11 protein-coding genes and 1 pseudogene are annotated in these 12070 nt (G+C 72.1%); 5 read left to right on the forward strand and 7 right to left on the reverse strand.

The window, feature by feature from the left end; genetic code table 11:
* Positions 1–128 precede the first annotated feature (128 nt).
* The gene (locus ABD993_RS07260) at positions 129–1331 is read right to left on the reverse strand and encodes an acyl-CoA dehydrogenase family protein (protein WP_345413984.1); all 1203 of its coding nucleotides are present in this window, start codon (positions 1329–1331) and stop codon (positions 129–131) included.
* A gap of 79 nt (positions 1332–1410) precedes the next feature.
* Between ABD993_RS07260 and ABD993_RS07265 the strand changes: the two are divergent.
* The 4 genes and pseudogenes from ABD993_RS07265 to ABD993_RS07280 all read left to right on the forward strand — a co-directional run bounded on the left by ABD993_RS07265 (position 1411) and on the right by ABD993_RS07280 (position 4358).
* Positions 1411–1629, forward strand: a pseudogene (locus ABD993_RS07265) (MerR family transcriptional regulator).
* A complete protein-coding gene (gene modA / locus ABD993_RS07270; protein ID WP_345413985.1) occupies positions 1626–2399 on the forward strand; it encodes a molybdate ABC transporter substrate-binding protein in 774 nt (257 codons plus the stop codon). Before ABD993_RS07265 ends, modA begins: the two are co-directional and overlap by 4 nt.
* A gap of 67 nt (positions 2400–2466) precedes the next feature.
* A complete protein-coding gene (locus ABD993_RS07275; protein WP_345414015.1) occupies positions 2467–3240 on the forward strand; it encodes an ABC transporter permease in 774 nt (257 codons plus the stop codon).
* Complete coding sequence (locus tag ABD993_RS07280) at positions 3237–4358, forward strand: sulfate/molybdate ABC transporter ATP-binding protein (protein ID WP_345413986.1); 1122 nt, start codon at positions 3237–3239, stop codon at positions 4356–4358. Before ABD993_RS07275 ends, ABD993_RS07280 begins: the two co-directional genes overlap by 4 nt.
* Positions 4359–4364: 6 nt before the next feature.
* Here ABD993_RS07280 and ABD993_RS07285 read toward each other — a convergent pair whose 3' ends face one another.
* Entirely contained in the window at positions 4365–4730 is a 366-nt protein-coding gene (locus ABD993_RS07285) for a DUF5313 family protein (protein WP_345413988.1), read from the reverse strand.
* A gap of 128 nt (positions 4731–4858) precedes the next feature.
* Between ABD993_RS07285 and ABD993_RS07290 the strand changes: the two genes are divergently transcribed.
* Complete coding sequence (locus tag ABD993_RS07290; RefSeq protein ID WP_345413990.1) at positions 4859–6040, forward strand: S8 family peptidase; 1182 nt, start codon at positions 4859–4861, stop codon at positions 6038–6040.
* Between the two features lie 98 nt (positions 6041–6138).
* On the opposite strand, the gene ABD993_RS07295 is transcribed toward ABD993_RS07290, so the two are convergent.
* From ABD993_RS07295 to serS, 5 genes are all read right to left on the reverse strand, one after another.
* Positions 6139–6423, reverse strand: coding sequence for a hypothetical protein (locus ABD993_RS07295; RefSeq protein ID WP_345413992.1), 285 nt, complete (start codon positions 6421–6423; stop codon positions 6139–6141).
* Positions 6420–6890: a (2Fe-2S)-binding protein gene (locus ABD993_RS07300; protein ID WP_345413994.1), complete on the reverse strand. Its 471-nt coding sequence runs from the start codon at positions 6888–6890 to the stop codon at positions 6420–6422. The genes ABD993_RS07295 and ABD993_RS07300 overlap by 4 nt, the downstream gene beginning before the upstream one ends.
* Positions 6891–6900: 10 nt before the next feature.
* Entirely contained in the window at positions 6901–9240 is a 2340-nt protein-coding gene (locus ABD993_RS07305; RefSeq protein ID WP_345413996.1) for a molybdopterin cofactor-binding domain-containing protein, read from the reverse strand.
* Positions 9241–9538: 298 nt separating this feature from the next.
* Entirely contained in the window at positions 9539–10558 is a 1020-nt protein-coding gene (locus ABD993_RS07310; RefSeq protein WP_345413998.1) for an isopenicillin N synthase family dioxygenase, read from the reverse strand.
* 37 nt (positions 10559–10595) lie between these two features.
* Complete coding sequence (gene serS / locus ABD993_RS07315; protein WP_345413999.1) at positions 10596–11858, reverse strand: serine--tRNA ligase; 1263 nt, start codon at positions 11856–11858, stop codon at positions 10596–10598.
* Positions 11859–12070: the final 212 nt, after the last annotated feature.

Raw genomic sequence — 12070 nt, forward strand, 5'->3', positions numbered from 1 at the left:
CTCGGCGCGGTGCGGACAGCGTTGAGCGCACGGAACCGGCGATCATGCCGCGCTGACCGCACGAAACGTGCTCTCAGCGTGAGTCGGACCGCGCTGACAACACGAAACGTGCTCTCAGCGCGGTCGGGTCAGTGGCGGCCCAGCTCCTCGCGGGCGACGGAGCGGATGTGGACCTCGTCCGGGCCGTCGGCGAAGCGCAGGGCGCGGGCCCAGGTGTAGAAGTAGGCGAGCGGGGTGTCGTCGCTCATCGCCGCGCCGCCGTGGACCTGCATGGCGCGGTCGATGACCGTGCACGCCATCCGCGGCACCACGACCTTGATCGAGGCGATCTCCGTGGCCGCGCCCTTGGCGCCGTAGCGGTCGATCAGCCAGGCGGTCTTGAGCACCAGTAGGCGCGCCTGCTCGATCTCCATGCGGGACAACGCGATCTGCTCGCGCACCACACCCTGCTCGGCCAGCGGGCGGCCGAACGCCACCCGGTCCTTCGCCCGGCGCACCATCAGCTCGACCGCGCGCTCGGCCATCCCGATCAGCCGCATGCAGTGGTGGATCCGGCCCGGCCCGAGGCGCGCCTGCGCGATGGCGAACCCGCCGCCCTCCTCGCCGAGCAGGTTCGTCGCGGGCACCCGGACGTCGGTGAACCGCATCTCGGAGTGCCCGTGCTGGTCCTGGTAGCCGAAGGTCGGCAGGTGTCGGGTGATCTCCACGCCGGGGGTGTCCCGCGGCACGAGCACCATCGACTGCTGGCGGTGCCGGGCCGCCTCGGTGTCGGTCTTGCCCATCACGATGAAGATCTGGCAGCGCGTGTCCGCCGCTCCGGAGATCCACCACTTGCGGCCGTTGATGACGTAGTCGTCGCCGTCCCGGTCGATCCGGGTCTCGATGTTCGTCGCGTCCGACGACGCCACCTGAGGCTCGGTCATCGCGAACGCGGACCGGATCTCGCCCTCGAGCAGCGGGGTGAGCCACTGCTCCTTCTGCTCGGGCGTGCCGAACAGGTGCAGCGTCTCCATGTTCCCGGTGTCCGGGGCCTGGCAGTTGATCACCTCGGGTGCGATGACCGGCGACCAGCCGGACACCTCCGCCACGGCGGCGTAGTCCAGGTTGGACAGCCCGGAGACCGCGGGCAGGAACAGGTTCCACAGGCCCCGCTCGCGAGCCCTGGCCTTCAGCTCCTCGACGACCGGGGGCAGGTCCCACTCCTGCGGCGTGCCTCGCCGCTCGGCCCGGAACGCGTCGTACGCGGCCTCGGCGGGGAGTACCTCCTCGTCCAGGAACGCACGCATGCGCTTGGCGTAGTCGGCAGCGACGGCGCTCGGTTCGAAGTCCACGCGCACATGAGACCACAATGCAGATGCATTAACAAAGCCCGCTGGATATCCACGCATCCGCGGACATAGGATCCGCACCGTGCCGCAGTTCCGGATACCGAGCCAGCCCGGCTGCTCGGAGTCAGCGACGACACCGTGCGTCGGTGGGTCGACGCGGGGCATACGCCCGCCGCCGCGGACGCCTTCGCCCATGAGCAGTGAGGCGGTCCGCGACCTCGGGTCGGGACCCGGGTCGACGGCGGTCGCCGTCATCGAGTCCACGGACGTCGTGGTGGAGATCCCCGGAGGAAGCTCATGAAGCGTCTGCTCGTCTGCGGCGTCGCAGGTCTGGCCGTGGCCATCGCGGCGTGCAGCTCGCCGTCGCAGGCCCCGAGCAGCGGGGGCGCCGCCGAGTCGCGCACCCTGACGGTCTTCGCCGCCGCCTCGCTCACCGAGTCGTTCACCGCGCTGGAGAAGACCTTCGAGGCGCAGAACCCGGGCGTCGACGTCGTGCTCAACTACGGCGGCTCGTCCGACCTGGCCCAGCAGATCGTCAACGGCGCACCCGCGGACGTCTTCGCCGCCGCCAGCGACGCGACGATGAAGACGGTCACGGACGCGCAGCTCACCGCGGCCGCACCCACGGTGTTCGCGACCAACGTCCTGCAGATCGCGACCGCCCCCGGCAACCCCAAGGCGATCGCGGCGTTCGCGGACCTCGCCGAGCCGGAGCTCAAGACCGTCGTCTGCGCGCCGCAGGTGCCGTGCGGCTCGGCCACGGCCAGGATCGAGAAGGCCACCGGGATCGACATCCCGGCGGTCTCCGAGGAGCCGGACGTGAAGTCGGTCCTCTCCAAGGTCTCGTCCGGCAACGCGGACGCGGGCCTGGTCTACGTCACCGACGTCAACGCCTCGAAGGGCCGGGTCCAGGGCGTGAGCTTCCCCGAGTCGTCCCAGGCGAGGACCGACTACCCGATCGCCGTCGTCAAGGACGCCCCCCAGGCCGACCTCGCCCGGAGGTGGGTCCAGCTCGTCGAGGGCACCGAGGGCGGCTCCGTGCTGGGCGCACAGGGCTTCGGGAAGCCATGATCCCCCGGTGAGCGCGCCGACGACCCGGACCCGGCGACCCGACCGTCGCCACGAGGAGACGGTCGGGCTGCCGTGGTTCGTCTGGATCCCGGCCGGGGTCGCGTTCCTGCTGATCGTGCTGCCCGTGCTCGGGCTGGTGCAGCGCGCGTCCTGGTCCCGGATGCCGGAGCTGCTGCTCTCCGACGCCGCGCTGGACGCCCTGCGGCTCTCCCTGGAGACCGCGGCGGTCTCGACGGTGCTGTGCGTGCTGTTCGGGGGCCCGCTGGCCGTCGTGCTGGCCCGCTCCCGGATGCCGGGGCTGCGCACGGTGCGATCGGTCGTGCTGCTGCCGCTGGTGCTGCCGCCGGTGGTCGGTGGGCTGGCGCTGCTGTTCCTGGTGGGGCGCACCGGGTTGGTCGGGCGCGCGCTGGACCTCTGGTTCGGCATCACCGTCCCCTTCACCACGGCGGCCGTGGTGCTCGCGCAGACCTTCGTCGCGCTGCCGTTCCTCGTCGTGTCGCTGGAGGGGGCCCTGCGCACCGCCGGGCGCCGGTACGAGTCGGTCGCCGCGACCCTCGGCGCCTCGCCGGGCCTCGCCTTCCGACGGGTGACGATCCCGCTGGTGCTGCCCGGCCTGATGTCCGGCGCGGTGCTGGCCTTCGCACGCTGCATGGGGGAGTTCGGGGCCACGATCGCCTTCGCGGGCAGCCTGCAGGGCACCACCCGGACCCTGCCGCTGCTGGTCTACCTCGAGCGGGAGACGGACGTCGACGGGGCGGTCGCGCTGTCGCTGCTACTCGTCGTCGTGGCGATCGTGGTGATCGTGCTGGGCCGCCCGCGCGGGAGCGAGGGGCTGACGTGAGCCTCGACCTCGCCGTCCGGCTGGACCGGGGCGACTTCGCGCTGGACGTCGCGATCACCGCGGGGGCCGGGGAGGTCGTGGCCGTGCTCGGGCCGAACGGTGCGGGCAAGTCCACGCTGCTCGGCGTGCTGTCCGGGTTGCTGCGACCGGACTCGGGGCACGTCCGGGTCGGGGACCGCACGGTCACGGACGTGGCCGCGGGGGTGTTCGTCCCGCCGCACCGGCGCGGGGTCGGGCTGCTCGCGCAGCAGGCGCTGCTCTTCCCCCACCTGACGGCGCTGGCGAACGTCGCGTTCGGACCCCGCGCCCACGGGGTGTCCAAGCGGGAGGCGCAGGAGCGGGCGCGCGGGTTGCTCACCGACGTCCTGCCGGACGTCTCGGGGCTGGTCGACCGCAAGCCCGCGCAGCTCTCCGGCGGGCAGCAGCAGCGGGTGGCGCTGGCCCGCGCGATCGCCCCGGGACCCGAGCTCCTGTTGCTGGACGAGCCGTTGGCCGCCCTGGACATCGACGCGGCCCCGGCCATGCGCGCCCTGCTGCGCCGGGTGATCCGGGACGGGAAACAGACCGCCGTCCTGGTCACCCACTCCGCGCTCGACGCGCTCGTGCTCGCCGACCGGGTCGTCGTGCTGAGCGGGGGGCGGGTCGTGGAGCAGGGGGCCACCCGGGAGGTGCTGGCGCGGCCCCGCAGCGCGTTCGCGGCGCGGATCGCGGGCCTCGACCTGATCCCCGGGGTGTGGGCGGGGGACACCCTGCGGACGGACGACGGCGTCGTGATCGCGGGCCGTCGCCCGCAGGCGGTGCTGTCGGCCGGGGAGACCGATGGCGATCCCGGGACCGGTGAGCCCGTGGTGGCGGTCTTCCCGCCGTCGGCGGTGTCGGTGTTCGCCGACGAGCCGCACGGCAGCCCGCGCAACGTCCTGCCCGTGCGGCTGGCGTCGATCGAGCCGCGCGGGGACGTCGTCCGGCTGCGGGCGGCGCCCCGGCCGGGCGGCCCGGAGTGGCTGGAGGGCCTCGCGGCGGACGTGACGCCCGCCGCGGTCGCCGATCTCGTCGCCGAGCCGGGCCTGGACCTCTGGTTCGCGGTGAAGGCCACCGAGGTGCAGATCCACCCCGTCTGAGTACCGTCAGCGGGCGGCGCCACCGCCCGTGCGCCGGCGCTCGCGGCGGGTCGCGGCGGCGGTGCCCTCGGGATAGCCCGCCTTGATCACCCGATGCTCGGCGGAGGCCTCCATCCAGGCGAACGAGTAGAGCAGCCCGATCGCGACCCCCATGCCGACGCCTGCCAGCCGGACCCAGAGCGGGAACGGCAGGAACAGCAGCAGGACGGCGGTGAACGGGGCCAGCTGGACCAGGGCCCGCGCGAGGTGGCGCAGCGCCCAGGTCGGCGCGGTGACGTCCCACAGGACCCACGTCCGGTTCCGTGCGGGCAGCCCGGCGCCGAAGGCGTACGCGACCCAGTGCAGCGGGTCGGGGCGCACGATGTCGGTCATCTCCCGGGGTACCCGTTCACAGTCGCGCCGACCTCGCAACCGATAGTCACCACATCGGTCACTGCAGTCACCCAGGCCACTATCGTGTACCTGTGTTTCCTCGGACGCGGACCGTAGCGTCGCTGTCCGTGATCTCCCGGTTGGTGCGGCCCCTCTGCGTCGGACTCGTCGTGGCGCTGCTGTCCCTGGCGGGGACCGCGGCGTACGCGAGTCCGCCGGTGGTCGTGTCGGTGGCGGGGGACTACGTGGTGCTGGCGGAGTCCGCGGACGAGGCGGTGCGCGCCGCGAGCGTCGTGGGCGTCACGCCGAAGGCGCACTTCACCCGGGCCGTCACCGGGTTCGCCGCGCGGCTCACCGCGGAGCAGCTCGCCCGGTTGCGGGGGCTGCCCGGGGTGCTCGGCATCGAGCCGGACCGCCGGATCGACCCGATCGGGCCGCGCGCGCAGCCGCTGCTCCCCCCGGGGCTGACGGAGGGCACGCAGGAGAACCCGCCGAACTGGGGGCTGGACCGCATCGACCAGCGCACCCTCCCGCTCGACGGCCGCTACACCACCACCGCCACCGGCCAGGGCGTCACCGTCTACGTCGTGGACACCGGCGTCGACGTCACCCACCCGGAATTCGGCGGCCGCGCGAGCTGGGGCACCAACACGATCGACGGCCAGGACACCGACTGCGACGGCCACGGCACCGTGGTCGGCGGGATCGCCGCCTCGACCGACTACGGGGTGGCGAAGGACGCGGCGGTCCGCGCGGTGAAGGTGTTGGACTGCAACGGCTCCGGCACGCTGTCCTCGCTGCTGGGCGGCCTGGACTGGGTGCTGCAGAACCACTCCGGCGGGCCCGCGGTCGCGGTGATGTCGTGGAGCTACGGCCCGTCGGACGCGCTGTTGTCCGCGGTCACGAACCTCGTGAACGACAACGTGTTCGTGGCGGCCTCGGCGGGCAACAACGGCCGGAACGACTGCCAGGTCGCCCCGCGCGCGGCACCCGGGGTGATGGTCGTGGCCAACTCGACGCGCGAGGACGAGCGCAACACGTCGTCGAGCACGGGTCCGTGCGTGGGCCTGTACGCACCGGGAACCAGCATCGTGGCGCCGGTCCCCGGCGGCCGGACGGCGTCCTACACGGGCACCTCGATGGCGGCGCCGTTCGTCGCCGGTGTCGCCGCCCTCTACAAGCAGGCCCGCGGCGACACCCCGAGCGCGACGATCAAGCAGTGGATGATCGACAACGCCACGCCGGGCGTGATCGAGGACGGAGGCACGGGGGGCACCCCGAACCTCCTCCTCAACACCGGCGGCCTGTAGCTCAGCACGTCGCCCTGAGCCCACCGGTAGCGCACGAACGGCACTTTCGTGCGCTAGGTGCGCACAAAAGTGCCGTTCGTGCGTAATAGAGGGGGAGGTCAGTCGAAGGGGCCGTTGAGGAGACCGCCTGCGGGGCCCTCGACGAAGCGGTAGTCCGGGGCCGGGATCTCCGTCTCGACGCCGTCGGCGCCGGTGGGGCCGTTGCCGTTGCTCGCGTCGACGAACTGGGCGACCATCTGCTCGCCCGTCGCCAGGGTCGCGGAGGCGCCCTGCAGGGGGCTCTGCACGTCCTGCGCCGGGGCCTGCTCGGCGGCCATCGCCACGCCCGACGTCAGGGGGACGGCGGCCGCGCCGAGCAGGGCCGCTCCGATCACGCGCTTCACATGTTCTCCGATCCGGCCTTGATGGCCTCTCTGATGCGGTTGTAGGTGCCGCAGCGGCAGATGTTGCGGATCTCCTCGATGGCCGCGTCGTCGACGTCGCGGCCCTCCTTCCGGCACTGCCGGACCTTGGCGACGGCGGCCATGATCTGGCCGGGCTGGCAGAAGCCGCACTGGGCGACGTCGTTGTCGATCCAGGCCTGCTGCATCGGGTGGAGCGTGTCGCCGTCGGCCAGGCCCTCGATCGTGGTGATCTCGTCGTCCTCGGAGATGTCGGAGACCGGGACCGAGCAGGGGTTGAACGCCTTGCCGTTGATGTGGCTGGTGCAGGCCTTGCAGACGTTGATGCCGCAGCCGTACTTCGGGCCGGTGACGCCGAGGAGGTCTCGGATCACCCAGAGCAGGCGGACGTCGTCCTCGGCCTCGACGGTGACCTTCTCGCCGTTGAGGTGCAGGGTGCGCGTGGGCATTTCTCGGCTCCTAGTACGTGTAGCGGAGGCCGTCGACCGGCGACTCGGGGATCGGGGGGACGAGCGGCTTGGGCTCGAAGGGGAACGGGTCGAGGTGGTTGATCGGGAAGTAGGTGGGGACCTTCCCGACCGCGCGGGCGTAGGCGTTCGCGATCGCCCCCGCGGTGGCCGCGACCCCGGCCTCGCCCGCGCCACCGGGCTCGTCGTGGTCGGACTCGACGATGATGATGTTCAGCTCCGGCGGGGTGTTCCACTGCCGGGTGTAGAAGTAGTTGTCCCAGCTGGCCTCGACGAAGTGCCCGTCGGTCAGGTGCAGGCTGGAGGTGAGGATCAGCGCGATGGCGTCGTTGATCCCGCCCATCATCTGCGCCTCGAGGCCCTTGGGGTTGATCACCAGGCCCGCGTCGATCGCGAAGGTCACCTTGGTGACCCGCGGCCCGGTGACGCCCTCGCGGATCGGCCGGTTCACCGTCTCCGGACGGCAGTCGATCTCCACCAGCGCGGCGGTGACGCCCTTGTACTCGTGGTGGATGCCGAGCCCCTGCGCCGTGCCCTTCTTCATGGAGCGGCCCCAGCGGCCCTCCTTGGCGACGGCGTCGAGGACCCCGCGGATCCTGTCGCTGCGGGCGAACTCGCGGCGGAACTCGTACGGGTCGCGGCCCATCCGGTTCGCCAGCTGGTCGGTGACGACCTCGCGCGCGGTGGTGACGTCCGGGGAGTACACGTTGCGCATCGACGAGGTGTTGAACCGCATGTCCACCTCGTTGAGCAGCCGGGTGGAGACGCCGTAGTTGTACGGGCTGGCCTGGGTCAGCTCGAAGATCGACTCGGCGAACGTGAGGTTGCCGCCCGGGGCCTTCGCGCCCGCCGCGGTGATCGCGTCGCCGAGGCCGTGGGTGAAGTCCGTGGAGACGCTGGTGTGGCGCTGCTCGAAGCTGAGCACCGAGTCCTCGGTGACGGTCGCCCGGACCCGGCTGGTGGCCATCGGGTGCACGCGGCCCTGGCGCGAGTCGTCGGCGCGGGTCCACATCAGCTTGACGGGCTTGCCCATCTTCTGCGAGACCTCGGCGGCCTCCAGCGCGGCGTCGAAGAACAGCTTGCGGCCGAAGGACCCGCCACCCTGGATCACGTGCACGGTGACGTTGCTCTGCGGGATGCCGAGCTTCTTCGCGATCGCGTTCTGGGCGGTGACCGGGTTCTTCATCGGGCCCCAGATCTCGGCCCGGTTGCCGCGCACGTCGGCGATGGCGGTGTTCGGCTCGAGCGAGCTGTTGGACTTGAAGTAGAAGGTGAAGGAACCCTCGACGGTGTCCACCGCGCCCGCGGGCACGACCAGCGGCAGCTCGGCGGCCTTGAGCTTCTTCAGGATCGACGCGTCGTCCTCGCCCGCGACGGTGCCGCGGTTCCAGGCGACCTCGAGGGCGCGGACGCCGTCGATGGCCTGGCCGAAGGTCTTCGCGCGGACCGCGACGCCGGTGGAGACGATCTCCACGTCGGTCACGCCCGGCATGTTCCGGACCTCGTCGAGGTTGTCGACGTCGTCCGGGGTGCCGTTGAGGTCGGGCGCCCGGCAGATCACGGTCGGGAGGGCGTCGGGGATCTGCAGGTCGTTCACGAAGCACTTGCGACCGGTGACCATGTCGCGGGCGTCGGTCTTGCCCTGCGGCTTGCCGATGACGGTGAAGTCCTCGCGCGGCTTGAGCGCGACCTCGACCTGCTCGGTCACGGAGCTGGCCGCCGGACCGGCGAGGTCGCCGATCGGGAGCGAGTTGCCCAGCGGGTCGAGGATCAGGCCCTTGCGCGCGGTCAGCGTGCGGACGTCCTGCTGCATCAGCTGCGCGGCGGCGTCGAGCAGGCGCATCTGGGCGAGCGCGGCCGCGACCCGGATCGGGGTGTAGGTCGTGAAGGTGGTCGACGAACCGCCGGTGATCTGGTTGAACAGCAGCTCGGGGCGGGCGTCGGCCAGCGTGACGTGCACCTGGTCGACGTCGAGGCCCATCTCCTCGGCGATGATCATCTGGGTCGAGGTGATGATGCCCTGGCCGTTGTCCGACCGCGGCAGCGCGAACGACACCGTGCCGTCCTTGTTCACCTCGATGCGGATGAGGTTGGCGGTCGGGCGCATCGAGTCGCGCAGCAGGTCGAGGAGGTCGTAGGCCTCCGGCGGCTGCGGGGCCGACAGGATCGGGGCGGCCGTGGCGCTGGAGGTGCCGAAGACCTCCTGCCGGGTCAGCTCGGCGGCGACCACGAGGGTCGGCGCGGCGATGAGGTAGCCGAGGAACTTGCGACGCCCGACCGGGGCACGCAGGCCCTCTCGTGGGGGCGCGGGCGCGACGCGATGCTGGGCCATGCGGGGTCCTCTTCTTCGGGGACGACTCCGGGCGGTCTGGGGGAGCTCTGGGGAGCGGTTGCCCGGGTCCTTGCGCAGCCAACGATCCCGAGATGTGACGGATGCGTGACGGTGCGTCGCGCAAATGTGAAGAGTCCGATCCGTACGGATCGTGGTTGCGCAGGTCAGGGTGGGAGAGGTGAGGCTACCCTGACCCGCAGATGCGGATGTCCTCGCCGAGGGTTCGCGCATCCGCGGAACACACCGTGATCATGGCCTCCACTCCATCGAGTGAGGCGTGTCGGGGTGTCGGCCCGAGTCAGCGCAGCCGTGCGGCTTCGCGCTCGGCGCCCGCGGTGAGCGCTCCGCCGCGCGAGCCCGCCAGCTTCGCCTTGAGGTGGTCGCCGACGGTCACCGGCGCGTACAGGGCGGGATGCTCGGCGTCCACGCAGGTCGGGAGGGGGGCGATGACGGCGTCGACGTCCCCGTCGTGGAAGAACGCGGCGGAGCGGCGGGGGACCAGCACGCCGTCGACGCGCGGGGCTGCGACGCGGTGCATCGTGGAGACCCAGCGGTCGTTCGTCCACCGGGCGAGCGCGTCCCCGAGGTTGACCAGCAGGGCTCCGGGGGCGGGCTGCACGGGCTGCCAGCCGCCGTCGTGGTCGAGGATCTCCAGGCCGGGAACGGCGTCCGCCCACAGCACGGTGACGATCCCGTAGTCGGTGTGGGCGCCCATGCCGACCTGCTCGGGTTCCAGCTCGACGTCCGGCGCCGGGAGGCGGTAGTTGATCATCCGGAGGACGTCGACGGAGTGACCGGTGAACACCGTGAGCCCCTCCTCGCCGAGGCCGAGCGCGCGGCCGAAGATCCGCGTCATCGTGCGGGCCACGCCCTGCGCCGCGCCGAACCATGCCTCGACGGCCGGGCGGAAGCCCGGCAGGTCCGGCCAGACGTTGGTCTCGTAGTCGGACTCCGAGAGGCCGAGCCCGGGGAAGTCGGCGGCCTGGGTGCCCACGTTGAAGGCCTCGAACAGGTCCGCCGCGCCTGCCAGGCCGAGGCTGTTCGCCAGGGACTCGGCCTTCGGCGGGGTGTAGCCGCGGTTCACCCCGGGCGGGCACCGGTAGGCCGACTTGGCCTCGAGCGGGGACGCGAAGAACGCGTCCGTCGCCGCGGTGAAGTCGGCGAGCACGGAGTCCGGGACGCCGTGCCCGGTGATCTGCATGAACCCGACCGTCCGGGCGGCGTGGTCGACCCGGCGGGCCACCTCGTCCGCGTCCGGGTGTGCGATGTCGATGGTCGGGACGTGCAGCATGACGGTGGCCTCCGATGACGTGATCACCGAGAACTATCGCCGCGCCGGGGCCGGCTGTCGAGGGCTACCGGAGCTCGGAGAACCCCGTGTAGGGGACGAGGGCCTCGGGGATGCGGACGCTGCCGTCCGGCTGCTGGCCCTGCTCCAGGACCGCGACCAGGGTGCGGCCCACGGGCAGGCCGGAGCCGTTCAGCGTGGCGGCGAACCCGCGGGTGCCGTCCTTGGCCCTGGTGCGGATGGAGGCGCGGCGGGCCTGGAACGTGCCGAAGTCCGAGCACGAGCTGATCTCGCGGTAGGTGCCCTGGCTCGGCAGCCACACCTCGATGTCGTAGGTGTACTCGGCCGAGAAGCCGATGTCCCCGGCCGCGAGCCGGACCACGCGGTAGGCCAGCCCGAGCTCCTGCATGATCGCCTCGGCGTGCCCGACCAGGATCTCCAGCTCCGCGCGCGCCTGAGCCGGGTCCACGATGCGGACCAGCTCGACCTTCGAGAACTCGTGCAGCCGGATCAGGCCGCGGGTGTCCCGGCCGTACGACCCGGCCTCCGAGCGGAAGCACGGGGTCTGCGCGGTGTAGGCGAGCGGGAGGTCCTCGGCGGCGACGGTCTCGCGCGCGTGCAGGTTGGTGAGCGGCACCTCGGCGGTGGGGATGAGGAACAGCTCGCGGTCCGCGACCTCGGTGCGGAACAGGTCCTGCTCGAACTTCGGCAGCTGGCCCGTGCCCGTCATCGTCTGGCGGCTGACCAGGGTCGGGACCGACCACTCGGTGTAGCCGTGGCGCTCGGTGTGCCGGTCGAGGAAGAACCGGGCGAGCGCGCGCTCCAGCGCGGCGCCGCGGCCCTTGAGCACGGCGAACCGCGGGCCGCTGAGCTTGGTGGCCCGGCCCAGGTCGAGGATGCCCAGCTTCTCGCCGAGGTCCACGTGGTCCAGCGGGTTCTCGATCTCCACGGGCGTGCCCCAGGTGCGGACGAGCTCGGCGTCCGCGTCGCTGGCGCCGTCCGGCAGCTCGTCCGCCGGGAGGTTCGGGATCTCCAGGAGGTACTCGCCCAGCTCGGCCTCGAAGACCTTGACCTCCTCCTCGGCGAGGGTGATCTGGGCCTTCGTCTCCTTGGCCTTCTCCACCAGCGCGGGCCGCTCGTCCGGGGACGCCCCCTTCACCGACTTCTGCAGCCGGTTGGCCTCGGCGCGGCACTCGTCCGCCTTCCGGATGGCCGCGTTGCGGCCCGTGGAGAGGCGGTCGAGGCGCTCGACGTCCAGGGTGAAGCCGCGGCGCGCGAGCTTGCGCACCGCGTCGGTGGCGGGATCGAGCAGGACGCGGGGGTCGTGCATCGGTCGAGCGTATCGCCCGCGGGCAGGTGGTTTTCCGTGCCTCCCTCTCCATCGGGTGGTGGCGCGCCGGGGGCGCCCGTCGCAGGATGGGCGCGAGACCAGGACGACGGAGTTCCGGAGGCGGACGTGACCAGCCCTGCAGTGCCCTCGTATGCGTCGGGGATCTCCGATGTGCCCCTGCTGGGGGACACGATCGGTGACAACCTGGACCG

This window comes from Pseudonocardia xishanensis (assembly GCF_039541715.1).
In the GTDB taxonomy this organism is placed as follows: Bacteria; Actinomycetota; Actinomycetes; order Mycobacteriales; family Pseudonocardiaceae; genus Pseudonocardia; species Pseudonocardia xishanensis.

Bases quoted from the DNA above. Each gene is read 5' to 3' on its own strand.
- modA (WP_345413985.1), top strand. From the start codon at position 1,626: ATGAAGCGTCTGCTCGTCTGCGGCGTCGCAGGTCTGGCCGTGGCCATC.
- ABD993_RS07285 (WP_345413988.1), bottom strand. From the start codon at position 4,730: ATGACCGACATCGTGCGCCCCGACCCGCTGCACTGGGTCGCGTACGCC.
- ABD993_RS07300 (WP_345413994.1), bottom strand. From the start codon at position 6,890: ATGCCCACGCGCACCCTGCACCTCAACGGCGAGAAGGTCACCGTCGAG.
- ABD993_RS07305 (WP_345413996.1), bottom strand. From the start codon at position 9,240: ATGGCCCAGCATCGCGTCGCGCCCGCGCCCCCACGAGAGGGCCTGCGT.
- serS (WP_345413999.1), bottom strand. From the start codon at position 11,858: ATGCACGACCCCCGCGTCCTGCTCGATCCCGCCACCGACGCGGTGCGC.